The sequence below is a fragment of the Kitasatospora sp. NPDC043949 genome, assembly GCF_056435365.1.
This window is the reverse complement of record NZ_JBWKEQ010000003.1, coordinates 88697-104209: the sequence shown is the minus strand read 5'-3', so window position 1 is coordinate 104209 and position 15513 is coordinate 88697. Positions and strand designations below refer to the sequence as shown.

The window sequence follows — 15513 nt, the reverse complement described above, 5'->3', positions numbered from 1 at the left end:
CACTTTCCGCGACGGCGGGCTGGACGGTCGCCCGACAATAACAGCCGGCCATGAGCAGCCCGTGAGAGCCGGTGAAGGCCTGATGAAGGCCGAAGGGCTCCGCACACCTGGGTGTGCGGAGCCCTTCGGTTCGCCTGTACGGGACAGACAGGTCAGAACATCAATTACTTGATGATCTTGGTGACCTGGCCGGCGCCCACGGTGCGGCCACCCTCACGGATGGCGAACTTCAGGCCCTCCTCCATGGCGATCGGCTGGATCAGCGCGACCGTCATGGCGGTGTTGTCGCCCGGCATGACCATCTCGGTGCCCTCGGGGAGGGTCACGACGCCGGTCACGTCCGTGGTACGGAAGTAGAACTGCGGGCGGTAGTTGTTGAAGAACGGGGTGTGGCGGCCACCCTCGTCCTTCGACAGGATGTAGGACTGGGCCTCGAAGTCGGTGTGCGGCGTGACCGAACCCGGCTTGATGATGACCTGGCCGCGCTCGACGTCCTCGCGCTTGATGCCACGGAGCAGCAGACCGACGTTCTCACCGGCCTGGCCCTCGTCGAGCAGCTTGCGGAACATCTCGATGCCGGTGACCGTGGTGGTGGTCTTGGTCTCCTTGATGCCGATGATGTCGACAGTCTCGTTGACCTTGAGGATGCCACGCTCGATACGACCGGTGACGACGGTGCCACGACCGGTGATCGTGAAGACGTCCTCGATCGGCATCAGGAACGGCTGGTCCACGGCGCGGGCCGGGGTCGGGATGCTCTCGTCGACGGCGTGCATCAGGCCGAGGAGCTTCTCGCCCCACTCCTTGTCGCCCTCCAGCGCCTTCAGCGCGGAGACGCGGACGACCGGCAGGTCGTCGCCCGGGAACTCGTACTCCGAGAGGAGCTCGCGGACCTCGAGCTCGACGAGCTCCAGGATCTCCTCGTCGTCCACCATGTCGGCCTTGTTCAGGGCGACGACGATGTAGGGGACGCCGACCTGGCGGGCCAGGAGGACGTGCTCCTTGGTCTGCGGCATCGGGCCGTCGGTGGCGGCGACGACGAGGATCGCACCGTCCATCTGGGCCGCACCGGTGATCATGTTCTTGATGTAGTCCGCGTGACCCGGGCAGTCGACGTGGGCGTAGTGACGCGCCTCGGTCTGGTACTCGACGTGCGCGATCGAGATGGTGATACCGCGCTGCCGCTCCTCCGGCGCCTTGTCGATCTGGTCGAACGGCGTGAAGGGGTTGATCTCCGGGTACGCGTCGTGCAGCACCTTGGTGATGGCCGCGGTAAGGGTCGTCTTACCGTGGTCAATGTGACCAATGGTGCCGATGTTGACGTGGGGCTTCGTCCGCTCGAACTTCGCCTTCGCCACTGCAGTCCTCCTGAGGACAGTTCTGTACGCCGTGCTGACGTCAGTTGGTCTTTGATCGGGTTTGGCCCGAGGTGCCGGAAGCACCTCGCACCGTCCCGCGGGGTGGGGGCCGGAGGCCCCCCGGGAGGATCCGACCGGATCCTCCCGGGACGCCCCCTAATAGCCTAAGGGTTCGCAATCGTCCCGAATATCGGGACAGCCGCGGCCTCGTAGGGAGCCGGCTGGCGCCGGTCCTTACTCGCCCTTGGCCTTGGCGATGATCTCCTCCGCCACGGCCTTCGGAACCTCGGCGTACGAGTCGAACTGCATCGAGTAGCTCGCGCGACCAGAGGTCTTGCTGCGCAGATCACCGACGTAGCCGAACATCTCGGAGAGCGGCACCAGCGCCGTGACGACGCGGGCACCGTGACGCTCGTCCATGGACCGGATCTGGCCACGGCGAGAGTTGATGTCGCCGATCACGTCGCCCATGTAGTCCTCGGGCGTGGTGACCTCGACGGCCATCATCGGCTCGAGGAGGACCGGCTTGGCCTTCCGCGCGCCTTCCTTGAACGCCATCGAACCGGCGATCTTGAACGCGAGCTCGGACGAGTCGACGTCGTGCGCCTGGCCGTCGAGCAGCTTCACGCGGACACCCTGCAGCGGGTAGCCGGCGAGGATGCCGAACTCCATGGCCTCCTGGCAACCGGCGTCGACCGACGGGATGTACTCCCGCGGCACGCGGCCACCGGTGACCTGGTTGACGAACTCGTAGCCCTCGGCCTGCTCGAGCGGCTCGATCGCGATCTGCACCTTGGCGAACTGACCGGAACCACCGGTCTGCTTCTTGTGGGTGTAGTCGATGCGCTCGACGGCCTGACGGATCGTCTCGCGGTACGCGACCTGCGGCTTGCCGACGTTGGCCTCGACCTTGAACTCACGCTTCATACGGTCGACCAGCACCTCGAGGTGCAGCTCGCCCATACCCGCGATGATGGTCTGGCCGGTCTCCTCGTCCGTGTTGACCTGGAAGGACGGGTCCTCCTCGGCGAGACGCTGGATGGCAACACCCAGCTTCTCCTGGTCACCCTTGGACTTGGGCTCGATCGCGACGCGGATGACCGGGGCCGGGAAGTCCATGGACTCCAGGATGACCGGGGCCTTCTCGTCGGACAGCGTCTCACCGGTGGTGGTCTGCTTCAGGCCCATGACGGCGACGATGTCGCCGGCGCCCACCGACTCGATCTCCTCACGCTTGTTCGCGTGCATGCGGTAGATCTTGCCGATGCGCTCCTTCTTGCCCTTCACGGCGTTCAGCACCGAGGTGCCGGACTCCAGGCGGCCGGAGTAGATCCGGACGAAGGTGAGCTTGCCCAGGTGCGGGTCGGACATGATCTTGAACGCCAGCGCGGCCAGGGGCTCGTCGTCCGAGGCCTTGCGGGTGATCTTGGTCTCCGGGTCGTTGGGCTTGGTGCCCTCAACCGACTCGATGTCCAGCGGCGACGGGAGGTACTTGACGACCGCGTCGAGCAGGGGCTGAACGCCCTTGTTCTTGAACGCGGTACCGCAGAAGATCGGCGTGAAGGCCGACTCCAGGGTGCCCTTGCGGATCGCCTCGTACAGCAGCTCCTCGGGGACGTCCTCGCCCTCCATGGCGAGCATCATCACGTCATCGCTGACGTTCGACACCTCGTCCAGGAGCATCTCGCGGTACTCGTTCGCCTGCTCCTGCAGCTCGGCCGGGATGTCGACGATGTCGTACATCTCGCCCTTGGCGGCCTCGGCGGACCAGACCAGCGCCTTCATACGGACAAGGTCGACAACGCCCTTGAAGTCCGCCTCGGCACCGATCGGGAGCTGCATGACCAGCGGGGTCGCGCCGAGGCGGTCCACGATGGTCTTGACGCAGAAGAAGAAGTTCGCGCCCGTGCGGTCCAGCTTGTTGATGAAGCAGATGCGCGGGACGCCGTAGCGGTCAGCCTGCCGCCACACGGTCTCGGACTGGGGCTCGACACCGGCAACACCGTCGAACACCGTCACGGCACCGTCGAGGACGCGCAGCGAGCGCTCCACCTCGACGGTGAAGTCGACGTGACCCGGGGTGTCGATGATGTTGATGGTGTTGTCGACGTCGTCGACCGTCCAGTGACAGGTCGTCGCGGCCGACGTGATCGTGATGCCGCGCTCCTGCTCCTGCTCCATCCAGTCCATGGTGGCAGCGCCATCGTGGACCTCACCGATCTTGTACGAGACGCCGGTGTAGAACAGGATCCGCTCGGTGGTGGTGGTCTTGCCCGCGTCGATGTGCGCCATGATCCCGATGTTGCGGACCCTGGCGAGGTCAAGGGAGGTTGCAGCCATGGTGGCTCGTTCTCTCTCTGTCTAGTGACGGGGTAGGGACTACCAGCGGTAGTGCGCGAAGGCCTTGTTGGACTCGGCCATCTTGTGGGTGTCCTCGCGACGCTTCACGGAAGCGCCCAGACCGTTGCTGGCGTCGAGGATCTCGTTCATCAGGCGCTCGGTCATGGTCTTCTCGCGACGGGCGCGGGAGTAACCGACCATCCAGCGCAGCGCCAGGGTGCTGGCGCGGCCCGGACGGACCTCGACCGGAACCTGGTAGGTCGCGCCACCGACACGGCGGGACTTGACCTCGAGGGCCGGCTTGACGTTCTCCAGCGCACGCTTCAGCGCCACGACCGGGTCCGAGCCGGTCTTCTCACGGACGCCCTCGAGGGCGCCGTAGACGATCCGCTCGGCGGTGGAGCGCTTGCCGTGCAGCAGGATCTTGTTGACCAGCTGGGTGACGACCGGGGAGCCGTAAACCGGGTCGATGATGACCGGGCGCTTCGGGGCGGGGCCCTTACGAGGCATTCTTACTTCTCCTTCTTGGCGCCGTAGCGGCTGCGAGCCTGCTTGCGGTTCTTGACACCCTGGGTGTCAAGCGAACCGCGAATGATCTTGTAGCGGACACCAGGAAGGTCCTTCACACGACCACCGCGCACCAGCACGATGGAGTGCTCCTGCAGATTGTGGCCCTCGCCCGGGATGTAAGCGGTGACCTCGATCCCGCTGGTGAGGCGCACACGGGCGACCTTGCGGAGAGCCGAGTTCGGCTTCTTCGGGGTGGTCGTGTACACACGCGTGCAGACCCCACGACGCTGCGGGGAACCCTTCAGCGCGGGAGTCTTGTTCTTCTCGACCTTGTCCTGCCGGCCCTTTCGGACCAGCTGCTGGATCGTAGGCACCGTTTCTCCGTTTTCTGTGTGCCAAGGCTTGGTAAAACTAACCTGCGGTGATCCCCCGCACACGGCCCCGTGGTCGACCCACGCGGTCGGGTGTGTTGGGCTTATTCCGACACGGAATCCCATGAGCTGATGTACAGCGACGGCGCTCAACGCGCGGGGCGCTGGAAGGCGCTCCGGCTCGGCGCGGCGACCGGTGTGCATGCACGCACAAGGACCCGGGGACACCCCAGGCACAAGGTCAGAGCGTACCTAGCGCATCGGGCGCGGTCAAAACAAATGCAACGCCGCAGGTCGCGACCTTCGGCCGGATGTCCCGGGAGTGTCCCGGACGCGACCACCCGGTGTCGGGCCGCCCTCCACCCGCTCTACCACAGCCCGCCGACCGCCGCCACCGGGGCGGGACGCGCCCGGGGCGGCCCGCTCAGACCGGCACCTGCAGCATCACCAGGAGCAGCAGCGTCCAGAGCGCGCAGCCCGCGTAGCCGAAGAGCAGGCCGAGGGTGGAAACCCAGTCGCCGGCCCGGTCGTGGCTGCTCTGCTGGGCCTTCGCGATGTGCCCGACGACCACTGCGGGCAGCGAGAGGCCGGTCAGGCCGAAGACCAGTGAGGTGACCGCCAGCCCGTTGGTGGAGCGAACCGGCGGCGGAGGCGGCGGGAGGAAGGTCGCCGGGACGGGCGGGGCGGCGAAGGCCATCGGCGCCGGCATCGGGCCGGAGGGCAGGTCGGACACCAGCCCGGCCAGCTGGCCGTAGGTCTGCGCGACGGAGGCCTGCTCGTGGCGCTGCTCGTACTCCTCGGCGGAGAGCCGGCCCTCGGCGAACGCGGCCTTCAGCACGTCGATCGTCCGGTCCCGGTCCGCGTGCCCGGCGCGCATCCCCGTGTGGAACCCGGGCTGCGGGACGGACTGCGGGACGGGCTGGGGCTGCCGGTCCCCGCGGCGATCCGGCTCGCCGGGGCCCGAGGCTCCCCACGGTTGAACGGCCATCCGCACCTCCCGGCACCCGGCGCGGCCCCGCGCCCCTCGCTGTCCCTCACTGCCCCTCATAGTGCAGGACGAACGGCGCAGCTGAGTAGTTGCCAATTCCAGCCCGGCACCCGCCGTAACGCGCCGTCCGGACGGCGCGCCTCACCCGTTCGGCCCACTCTCTCAGGGGATCCTCAACTCGGGAGACAGTCCGTTTCCGCAGTGACAGGCTGAGTCCGAGACACCCATCCGCCAGCGAACAGAGAAGGCCGCCATGCAGGCGTCAGCGCCGCCGCCGTCCGACCGCCCCGTACCCGTTCCCCCCTCCGCCGTCAGCATCCAGGGGCTGTGGAAGCACTTCGGCGGCCAGGCCGCCGTCGCCGGACTCAGCCTGGAGCTCCCGGCCGGCTCCTTCATCGGCCTGGTCGGCCCGAACGGCGCCGGCAAGACCACCACGCTGTCCATGGCCACCGGCCTGCTCCGGCCCGACCAGGGCACCGTCCTCATCCACGGCGGCGACGTCTGGGCCGACCCGGTCGCGGTCAAGGCCCGGATCGGCATCCTGCCCGAGGGGCTGCGGATGTTCGAGCGGCTCAGCGGCCGCGAACTGCTGCAGTACAACGGGCGGCTGCGCGGCCTGCCCGGCGCCGAGGTGGACCGCCGCGCGGAGGAACTGCTGGCCGTCCTGGACCTCGCCCGCGACGCCGACAAGCTGGTCGCCGACTACTCCACCGGCATGCGCAAGAAGATCGGTCTGGCCGCCGCGCTGCTGCACAACCCCGACGTGCTGTTCCTCGACGAGCCCTTCGAGGGCGTCGACCCGGTCTCCGCGCAGACCATCCGCGGCGTGCTCAAGCGGTACGCGGCGGCCGGATCCACGGTGGTCTTCTCCAGCCACGTGATGGAACTGGTCGAACAGCTCTGCGACTGGGTCGCCGTGGTCAACGCTGGCCGGGTGATCGCCCACGGCCCGCTGGACACCGTCCGCGGCGGGCGCAGCCTCCACGAGGCCTTCCTCGGCCTGATCGGCGTCCGCGAGGACGACGGCCAGGCGCTCGGCTGGCTCGGCGGGCAGGCCGGCGGACAGGCCGGCGCGCAGCTCGGGGGCGGGCAGTGAGCACCGCCCCCGCGGCCGCCCGTACCCCGGTGCCCGACGGGCGGACGGTGGTCCGCGCCCTGGTGGCGCTCAAGCTGCGGCTGCTGCGCAACGGCCTGCGGCGCAGCCCCGGCCGGACCGCCGTGTACGTCATCGGCGGCGTCCTCGGCCTGGCCTTCGCGGCCGGCGTCGCCTTCGCCCTCGCCATGATGAACGGGCGCTTCGACGGCTCCGGGGACGCCGGGGCGATGCTGCTCGGCGTGCTCACCCTCGGCTGGGCGGCGCTGCCGCTGTTCCTCTTCTCCAGCGACGAGAGCGCCGACCCGACCCGGCTCACCATGCTCCCGCTGCGGCCCGGCCCGCTGCTGCGCGGCTCACTGCTGGCCGCGCTGATCGGGCCCGGCCCGCTGGTCAGCCTGGTGCTGGTGACCGGCGCGGCGCTGTCCGGCGCCAACGGCGGTGCCTCGGCCGCGGCCGCGCTGGTCGGCGTCCCGCTGGCCGTGCTCTGCCTGGTCACGCTCTCCCGGGCGGTCGCCGCCGGCAACGCCCGGATGCTCTCCAGCCGGCGCGGCAAGGACTTCGCGATCTTCGGCGGACTGCTGTTCGCCCTGCTCGTGCAGGCCGCCAACGTCGGCTCGCAGAGCGTCTTCGGCCGGCCCGGGGACCACCTCGACCTCAGCCCGCTGGCGCCGATCGCCTCCGTGCTGCGCTGGCTGCCGCCGGTCGGCGCGGCGGACGCGGCCCGCACCGCCGGCGAGGGGCGGTACGGGCTGGCGCTGTTCCAGCTCGCCGCGGCCGCGGCGCTGCTCGCCCTGCTGCTGCGCTGGTGGCGCGGCAGCCTCCAGGAGCTGATGGTCACCGCCGACTCCTCCACCCTGGAGGTGGCCCGCGGCGTGCAGAGCTCGCGCGGCTGGAGCTTCCTGCCCGAGGGCCGGGTCGGCGCGGTGATGCAGCGCCACCTCCGGTACGCCTGGCGGGAGCCGCGGGCCAAGGCCGCGGTGTTCACCAGCATCGGCATGACGCTGGTGATCTGCGTGCTGTCGATGGTCCAGGGCTGGTCGAGCGTCTACCTGCTGGCGATGACCGGGATGTTCCTCGGGCTGCAGATGCTCAACCTGTTCGGCATGGACGGCTCGGCGTTCTGGATGGTCGCCGCCACCCTGCTCACCCCGGCCGACGCCCGGGACGAGCTGCGCGGCCGGGCCTACGCGGTGCTGTCGTACGCCGTTCCGGTGACGCTGGTGCTCGGGCCCGTGCTGGCCGCCGCCACCGGCGACTGGGCCGGCCTGCCGTCCGCACTCGGCCTCGCGCTCGCTCTGCTCGGCTGCGGCGTCGCGCTCGGCGCGACGCTCAGCGTGCTCGCGCCGTACACCATGCCGGCCGACAGCAACCCGATGCGCAACGCCGCCCCCGGGCAGGGCGGCCTGGTGCTGGTCAACCAGTTCGGCTCGCTGTTCGGTGTGGCGTTGCTCTCCCTGCCGGTGAGCGGCTATCTCGGCTGGGCGCTGCTCTCCGCCGGCCCGACCTGGCCGGTTCTGCTGGTCGGCCCGCTCTACGGCGCCCTGATCGCCGCCCTCGGCATCCGCTTCGCGGCCGGGCGGCTGCTGGAGCGCGCCCCGGAGATCCTGGCCAAGGCCGTCGAGCGCTGAGTCACCTGCGTCACCCGGAGCGCCCGGTCCCGTCGAAGGGGCCGGGCGCTCCGGCATCATGGGCGGGAGGGCCGGACCGTCGAGGAGAGCAGGGACACACCGTGGGCAAGCGCGCGCAGCAGGACGGGGACGGGGGCGCCGGCCCACTGCTGGAGCAGGCGGTGCGATCGGTGCTGACGGCCCCGGACGAGACGCTGGACCTCGCCCTGGACACCGGGGCGTCGCTGCTCGCCGCCTCGGCCGGGCAGTGGCCGGCGGTCAGCCGGGCCCTGCTGGGGTACGCGGACACCGCCGTCGGCCGCTGCTGGTCCGCCGGGTGGCGTCCGGCCGACCTGGCCCGGGTGGTCCGACGCGGGCTGAAGCCCGTCCACCTGACCCTCGCGGTGGACCTGATCGCCGCCGAGGGCCGTCGGCACCCCGCGGCCGCCCTCGACCGGCGCTGGCACGAGCAGCTGCGCGAGCTGGAGGCCGAGGTGTGGTGGCCGGGTGACGAGCAGTACCTCGGCGCCTTCGCCGACCGGCACCGGCTGGACCGCTTCGCGCTCGCCACCGCCGCCCTGGAGCTGCTGCGGACCTGGGGCCGGCTGCCGCCGATCTCCCCGGTCGGCCCCGCGCCCGGCCGGCGGCCGCAGGCCGAACGCGCCGCCGGCCCGCAGGCCGGCGAGCCGCGGATGCTGGCCCGGATCCGGGCGCTGCTGGCCAAGGCCGAGTCCACCGAGTACCCGGAGGAGGCCGAGGCGCTCACCGCCAAGGCCCAGCAGCTGATGGCCCAGCACAGCATCGACGACGCGCTGCTGGCCGCCACCGGCGACGACCGGAACACCCCGGCGGCGCTGCGGATCGGCGTGGACAACCCGTACGAGAGCCCCAAGACGATGCTGCTGGACGCCGTCGCGGCGGCCAACCGGTGCCGGGCGGTGTGGGCCAAGGAGTTCGGGTTCTGCACCGTCGTCGGCTTCGACGGCGACCTGGACGGCGTCGAGCTGCTCTACACCTCGCTGCTGGTGCAGGCCACCCACGCGCTCAACAAGGCCGGCTCCCGCCGGGACTCGCGCAGCAAGGCGTTCCGGCACTCCTTCCTGGTCGCGTACGCGGCGCGGATCCGCGAGCGGCTGACCGCCGCCACCGAGCGCGCGACCAGCGCCGCCGCGGCCGGCCGGCACCTGCGCGAGGACGGCACCGAGGAGCAGCTGCTGCCCGACGAGCGGCTGCTGCCCGCGCTCGCGGCCCGCTCCGAGGCGGTGGACGACGAGGTCGGCCGGCTGTTCCCCAAGCTGGTCTCGCAGCGGGTCCGGGTGAGCGACGGCGTGGGCTGGGCGGCCGGGCGCGCCGCCGCCGACCGCGCCGCGCTGCACGGGCGCGCCGGGCAGATCCGCCGGTAGACCTGATAGAACGGATCCCGCCATGAACCAAGGGGGATCGACGTGACGGAGTCGGCGGCCGAATCGGGATACCGCGACCGGGTGCGCGGGGCGCTGCTCGGCGGGGCCGTCGGCGACGCGCTGGGCTGGCCGGTGGAGTTCCAGCAGCTCCACCAGATCCAGCAGCGGTACGGGCCGGACGGCGTGACCGGGCTGCCGGCCGGCGCCGGGCCGGTCGAAGTCACCGACGACACCCAGATGACCCTGTTCACCGCCGAGGGCCTGATCCGCGCGTTCGTCCGCGGCTGGACGGGCGGCGGCGGCTCGGTGCCGGAGGCCGTCCACGCCGCGTACCGGCGCTGGCTGCTGACCCAGCGCCAGGGCTCGCCGGACACCGCGCCGCAGCCCCGCCCGTACGACGGCTGGCTGCTGACCAGGCCCTTCCTGTACGCGTCGCGGGCGCCCGGCAACGCCTGCATGAGCGGGGTGTCCGAGCACCCGGAGTTCGAGTCGCCGTCCGTGATCGGGCAGCCGGGGCCGATCAACCCGGGCTCCAAGGGCTGCGGCACGGTGATGCGCTCGGCGCCGTTCGGGCTGGCACGGCTCGGCGTCGAGCTGTCCTTCGGGCTGGCCGTGCAGTGCGCCCAGATCACCCACGGGCACCCGACCGGCTATCTCTCGGCGGGCGCCTTCGCGGCGCTGGTCGAGCGGCTCGCCAACGGGACCGAGCCGTGGGCGGCGGTCGGCGAGACCGTGGAGCAGATCCGCGAGCTGCCGGGGTCCAAGGAGACGGTGCAGGCGCTGGCCCGGGCCGTCCGGGTGGCCCAGGAGTCGCAGCCGACGGCGGAGTCCGTGGAGCGGGTCGGGCTCGGCTGGATCGCCGAGGAGTGCCTGGCCATCGCGGTGTACTCGCTGCTGGCGACCACCCTCGAACCCGACCCGGTGCGCAGCGCGCTGCTGCTGTCGGTGAACCACTCCGGGGACAGCGACTCCACCGGCGCGGTCTGCGGCAACCTGGTCGGCGCCGCGTACGGCGCCTCGGCGCTGCCCGCCGAGTGGGCGGGGGCGGTCGAGGGCCGGGCCGAACTGCTGCGGGTCGCGGACGACCTGCTGGTGCTGTTCGGCAGCCGCGACCCGGCCCACCCGGCGCTCGGCGGGCGCTACCCGGCCTGGTGACGCCCGGTCCTCCTCCGGCTGCTTCGCCCGCTTCGCCCGCTTCGTCCGCGGGTCGGTTCAGGGCGCCTGCGGGTCGGCTCAGGACGCCTGCGGGTCGGTGACCTGGCCGAGGAACAGCGGCCGCCCGTCGGCGGTGTCGCGGATCAGGAACAGGAACGGCCGGTCGATGTGCAGTTGGACGGACTCCGGCGCGGCCGGCGCTGCCATCGCCGCCACCCCGGCGCCGCTGCCGGCCGCCGCGACCGTACCGTCCTCGTTCACCTCGACGGTGGCCTTCTGCACCACCGCGCCCAGACCGAGCGGCTCCTTGGCGGTGATGCCGGTGATGCCGGTGATGCCGGTGAAGTCGGGCGCTTCGAAGGCCGCCTTGACGCCGAGTGAGCGCAGGGCGGGGACGAGGTCGTTGGCCGTGTCGAAGTGGAACCGCGGCAGGGTCAGGTCGACGGACCGCTCGTCGAGCCCGCCGAGGATCCGGTCGAGCTGGGCCTGGTCCAGGCCCTTGCTGAAGGCCGTGTACCCGCCCTGCGCGGGGACGATCAGGTCCATCGCCAACCCGCCTCCCGCATAAGGGAGTTCGACGGCCTGCCAGGGTTCGCCGACGATGCCGCCGGAACCCTCGGCGTACCGGAGGGTGCCGGTGCGGCTCATCGTGCTCACCGACGGGGTGGAGCCGTCCAGCCGGTGGAAGGGGCGCTCGGAGGTGTTCGCGGGCTTGAACCCGGAGGCCCACGCCGCCTTCAGGTAGAGCGCGTCGGTGAGTGCCAGCCGGGTGTCGGCGGTGATCTGTCGCGGGCCGAAGAGTTCCTTGATCCGCCCCTCGGTGGCCTTCTCCACCGCCGCGTTGATGCTCCTGCAGGCGTCGGCCGGGTCCTTGGCGAAGTCGACGGGGTGCACGCCGGTGTCGAAGGCGGCGGCGAGCGTGTCCAGGTACTCCGGGGCGACGGCCAGGCCCTGCTGCGTCCACAGGTCGTCGGACCGGCGCAGGACGACCTGGTCGCCGCCGGCCCGGCTCCCGCGGTCCGGCGCGCCGACGGCGAGGGCGTACTGTCGCGGGTCGAGCCCGGTGTGCAGGGCCTTGGCCAACTCCTCGGCGGTGGCGCCGCGCGCCCCCGGCAGCAGCATCCCGAGCACGCTCGCCAGCCCGGCCGGCGAGACCACGACGTTGCGCCCCGCCCCGTCCGGTGTCGCGGTCAGCGCGTGCAGCAGGTCCAGCCCGAAGGCGCTGGTCCCGGCCGCCACCGCCGCCACCTGCCCCGGATCCACCGCCGCCCGGCTCCCCGACGTCGAGGCCCGCACCACCACGGGCCCCCCGCCCGCCGCACTCCCGCACCCGGCCAGCGCCGGGCCGACGGCCAACCCGGCGGCGAGAAGCAGCCCCACCCGACGGCGGGAACGGCCATGCCCTGCGGTGCTGCGCTTCGTCATGGCCCTTCGACGCACCACCCCCGAACCCGGTTCCGCCCGGGCCCAGAGCGCAGGTCGTGGAGCTCAGTCCCAGAGCGCAGGTCGTGGAGCTCAGTCCCAGAGCGCCCCGAGCTCGAGCAGCTCGTCCCGGTACTCGATCCGCTCCACCCACTCCTGCGGCCAGACCGACTCCCCGTGACGGGCCCCGGCGAAGGCGCCGGTCAGACAGGCCAGGGAGTCCGAGTCGCCGCTGGAGTAGGCGGCCCGGCGGACGGCGGCCACCGGGTCGTCCGGCAGCAGCAGAAAGCAGAGCAGGCCGGTGGCGAAGGCCTCCTCGGCGACCCAGCCCTCACCGGTGGCCAGACACGGGTCCGCTTCGACGTCGGGCGCGGCGAGCGCGGCGTCCAGCCGGTCGAGCACGGCCAGGCAGTCGTCCCAGCCGCGGGCGATGACGTCCTGCGGCGAGTGGCCGTGCCAGCGCGCGGCGAGGTCGCCGAGCCAGAACTCGTCGTACCGCTCGCGGCTCGCCAGCGCGTACGCCCGCAGCACCGCGGGCAGGCCGGCCGGCGGAACGTCCTCGGCGAGCTTGCGGATGGCGTACGCGGTGAGGTCACTGGCGGCGAGTGCGGTCGGGTGCCCGTGGGTGAGCGCGGACTGCAACTGCGCGGCGCCCGCGAGCTGGCGGGCGTCGAGTTCGCGGATCAGCCCGACCGGAGCGACCCGCATGTTGGCGCCGCAGCCCTTGGAGCCGACGTCGCTCGCCTGCTGCCAGCGGTACGCGGGGCGGCTCAGCCGCTCGCAGGCGCGCAGGCAGGTCATGCCGGGAGCACGGTTGTTCTGCGGGGAGCGCCACCAGTCGACGAACTCCTCGCGAACGGGCCGCTCCAGCCGTAGCGGGGTCAGCGGCCCGCGCTCCAGGGCAATGCGCAGACCACGGCCGAGGGCGAGGGTCATCTGGGTGTCGTCGGTGACCAGCGCCCTTGGGGGCAGCGGAAGTTGCCGCCAGTCCGGGTGGTCGTCGGCAATCATCCCTACCGTCTTGAACTCGGTCACCCGGCCGATCGCATCCCCGATCGCCAGCCCCAGCAGTGACCCCGTCGCCTTGCCCACAGCTCTCCCCCGTTCCTCGAACCGACCCCGACCTGTCCCAGCCCTCGATCTAGACCTCGACCACCAGTTCCCTGAGGCCCCGGATCACGTAGCCCGGGTTCCACTCCGGTTCGCGGGCCAGGCGCAGGCCGGGGGCGCGGCGCAGGAGGGCGCCGTAGGACTCGGTGAGTTCCAGTCTGGCGAGCGGGGCGCCGAGGCAGAAGTGGATGCCGGCGCCGAAGGTGATGTGGGGGTTGTCGGTGCGGCCGAGGTCGAGGCGGTCGGGGTCGGTGAAGCGCTCGGGGTCGCGGTTGGCGGAGCCGAAGAGGAGGGCGACCTCGGAGCCGCTCGGGATGGTGACGCCGCGCAGCTCGATGTCCTCCAGGACCCACCGTTCGAACAGCTGCAGCGGGGTGTCCCAGCGCATCAGCTCCTCGATGGCGGTGGGCAGGAGCGCGTCGGTCGCGCCGCGCAGCCGGGCGAGTTCGCCGGGGTTGCGGAACAGCGCCCACCAGCCGTTGCCGGTGGTGTTGACGGTCGCCTCGTGGCCGGCGTTGAGCAGCAGCACGCAGGTGGAGATCATCTCCTGCTCGCTGAGCGCGTCGGAGCCCTCCTGGGCCTGGATCAGCGCGCTGATCAGGTCGGTGCCGGGGGCGGTGCGGCGTTCGCGGATGAGGGCGCGCAGGTAGTCGGAGAACTCGGTGCTCGCGGTGACGGCCTTGCGGGCGGCCTCCTCGCTCGGGTTGAGCTCGTACATGCCGGTGATGTCGGCGGACCAGGGCCGCAGCAGGTGCCGGTCGCCCTCCGGCACGCCGAGCATCTCGGCGATCACGGCGACCGGCAGTGGCTCGGCGACGGCGGCGATCAGGTCGCCGCCGCCGGCCGCGAGCAGGCCGTCGACGAGTTCCCCGGCGAGCCGCTGGACGGTCGGCCGCAGGCCCTCGACCATGCGCGGGGTGAAGGCCTTGGAGACCAGCCGGCGGATCCGGGTGTGGTCGGGGGCCTCCAGGTCGAGCAGCCCGAAGTCGTTGAGGGTGTGGAAGGGCTCGTGCGCCGGGTCGGGTTCGGGCCGCCCGAACTCCTGGTGGCTGAAGCGGTGGGTGTAGGTGCGCCCGAGCCGCCGGTCGCGCAGGAGCGCGCTGACGTCCTCGTGCCGCGAGACGAGCCACTGCCCGGTCGGCTCGAAGTACGTCACCGGCGCGTGCTCGCGCAACTCGGCGTACGCGTCGTACGGGTGGGCCACGAACGCCGCCGCCCAGGGGTCGAACTTCGCCGTCGTCGTCATCGCTCGATCACTCCAGGCCATGAGGGGGGAGCCGGAAGGATCATCGTACGCATGCGGTTCACCCGTTTTTAAGCCCCTTCTTCAGAGCCCCTCCCCCACCAGCCTGCGCACCAGGGCCGGCAGTGCCTGGGAGATCGGCTCGCGGATCACCTCGTCGGCGGCCTCGTCGTACGGCGTCGGCTCGGCGTTCAGGATGATCAGCTTCGACCCGGTCCGCACCGCGTTGTACGGCAGCGCCGCCACCGGGAACACCTGAAGGCTGGTACCGACCGCGATGAACACGTCGCAGGCGCGGGCGATCGAGTCGGCCTGCCCGAGCACCTCCTGGTCCAGGTTCTCGCCGAACATCACCGTGCGCGGCTTCAGGATCCCCCCGCACGCCCGGCAGGCCGGGTCCGGCTCGCCCGCCTCGACCCGCCGCAGCGCCTCCGCCATCGGCCCCGTCGCCGCGCAGCCCAGACACTGCACCTCCAGTGCGGTGCCGTGCAGTTCGAGCACCTTGCGCGGGGCCAGCCCGGCCCGCTGGTGCAGCCCGTCCACGTTCTGGGTGAGCACCCGCAGCGGCAGCCCCGAGCGCTCCAGATCGACCAGCGCCCGGTGCCCGGCGTTCGGCTCGGCCCCCAGCACACCCGTCTCCAGCCTCAGCCGCCACGCCCGCCGCCGCACCTCGGGATCGGCACGGTACGGGCCGATGGTGACCAGGTCCTGGGCCGACGGGTCCCGCTGCCAGAGCCCCTGCGGGCCGCGGTAGTCGGGGATGCCCGAGTCGGTCGAGATGCCCGCGCCGGTGAGGACGGCGATCAGGGGGCGTTTCGCGTTCATGCCCCGGACGGTACGGGCGGCCCGGTTCGGGGCGCCAGCGAAAATCCGGGTGCGCCGCGCCAACTACCGCCGCACACTGGGCCGG

At 71.8% G+C, this 15513-nt stretch carries 13 protein-coding genes; 4 read left to right on the top strand and 9 right to left on the bottom strand.

The features are described 5' to 3' along the window. Positions 1-164 precede the first annotated feature (164 nt). The 5 genes from tuf to AC07AL_RS04070 all read right to left on the bottom strand — a co-directional run bounded on the left by tuf (position 165) and on the right by AC07AL_RS04070 (position 5567). Positions 165-1358 (bottom strand): elongation factor Tu, encoded by a 1194-nt coding sequence (gene tuf, locus AC07AL_RS04090; protein WP_031063092.1) that lies wholly within the window; start codon positions 1356-1358, stop codon positions 165-167. Positions 1359-1592: 234 nt separating this feature from the next. After that, on the bottom strand, positions 1593-3698 hold the full coding sequence (gene fusA / locus AC07AL_RS04085) for an elongation factor G (RefSeq protein WP_063348955.1): 2106 nt from the start codon (positions 3696-3698) through the stop codon (positions 1593-1595). 39 nt (positions 3699-3737) lie between these two features. After that, the gene (gene rpsG, locus AC07AL_RS04080; RefSeq protein WP_148644378.1) at positions 3738-4208 is read right to left on the bottom strand and encodes a 30S ribosomal protein S7; all 471 of its coding nucleotides are present in this window, start codon (positions 4206-4208) and stop codon (positions 3738-3740) included. A 2-nt stretch (positions 4209-4210) separates the two neighbouring features. Beyond that, on the bottom strand, positions 4211-4582 hold the full coding sequence (rpsL, locus tag AC07AL_RS04075; RefSeq protein WP_014144289.1) for a 30S ribosomal protein S12: 372 nt from the start codon (positions 4580-4582) through the stop codon (positions 4211-4213). Between the two features lie 421 nt (positions 4583-5003). Then, a complete protein-coding gene (locus AC07AL_RS04070) occupies positions 5004-5567 on the bottom strand; it encodes a DUF1707 and DUF4190 domain-containing protein (RefSeq protein ID WP_363580092.1) in 564 nt (187 codons plus the stop codon). A gap of 253 nt (positions 5568-5820) precedes the next feature. Between AC07AL_RS04070 and AC07AL_RS04065 the strand changes: the two genes are divergently transcribed. The 4 genes from AC07AL_RS04065 to AC07AL_RS04050 all read left to right on the top strand — a co-directional run bounded on the left by AC07AL_RS04065 (position 5821) and on the right by AC07AL_RS04050 (position 10828). Beyond that, a complete protein-coding gene (locus tag AC07AL_RS04065; protein WP_478316773.1) occupies positions 5821-6663 on the top strand; it encodes an ABC transporter ATP-binding protein in 843 nt (280 codons plus the stop codon). Further along, positions 6660-8291 (top strand): transporter, encoded by a 1632-nt coding sequence (locus AC07AL_RS04060; RefSeq protein WP_478316771.1) that lies wholly within the window; start codon positions 6660-6662, stop codon positions 8289-8291. Before AC07AL_RS04065 ends, AC07AL_RS04060 begins: the two co-directional genes overlap by 4 nt. 101 nt (positions 8292-8392) lie before the next feature. Then, on the top strand, positions 8393-9673 hold the full coding sequence (locus tag AC07AL_RS04055; RefSeq protein ID WP_478316769.1) for a DUF2786 domain-containing protein: 1281 nt from the start codon (positions 8393-8395) through the stop codon (positions 9671-9673). Positions 9674-9715: 42 nt separating this feature from the next. Then, positions 9716-10828 (top strand): ADP-ribosylglycohydrolase family protein, encoded by a 1113-nt coding sequence (locus tag AC07AL_RS04050; protein ID WP_363617973.1) that lies wholly within the window; start codon positions 9716-9718, stop codon positions 10826-10828. Between the two features lie 78 nt (positions 10829-10906). Here the strand turns inward: AC07AL_RS04050 and AC07AL_RS04045 are convergent, their stop codons facing one another. The 4 genes from AC07AL_RS04045 to AC07AL_RS04030 form a co-directional block, all read right to left on the bottom strand. Continuing rightward, positions 10907-12091, bottom strand: coding sequence for a serpin family protein (locus AC07AL_RS04045; protein WP_363629375.1), 1185 nt, complete (start codon positions 12089-12091; stop codon positions 10907-10909). A gap of 252 nt (positions 12092-12343) precedes the next feature. Further along, positions 12344-13321, bottom strand: a complete 978-nt coding sequence (locus tag AC07AL_RS04040) for an ADP-ribosylglycohydrolase family protein (RefSeq protein ID WP_400809161.1) — start codon at positions 13319-13321, stop codon at positions 12344-12346. 70 nt (positions 13322-13391) lie between these two features. Next, entirely contained in the window at positions 13392-14606 is a 1215-nt protein-coding gene (locus AC07AL_RS04035) for a cytochrome P450 (RefSeq protein WP_363629372.1), read from the bottom strand. Between the two features lie 81 nt (positions 14607-14687). Further along, a complete protein-coding gene (locus AC07AL_RS04030; RefSeq protein WP_363617965.1) occupies positions 14688-15428 on the bottom strand; it encodes an SIR2 family NAD-dependent protein deacylase in 741 nt (246 codons plus the stop codon). Positions 15429-15513: the final 85 nt, after the last annotated feature.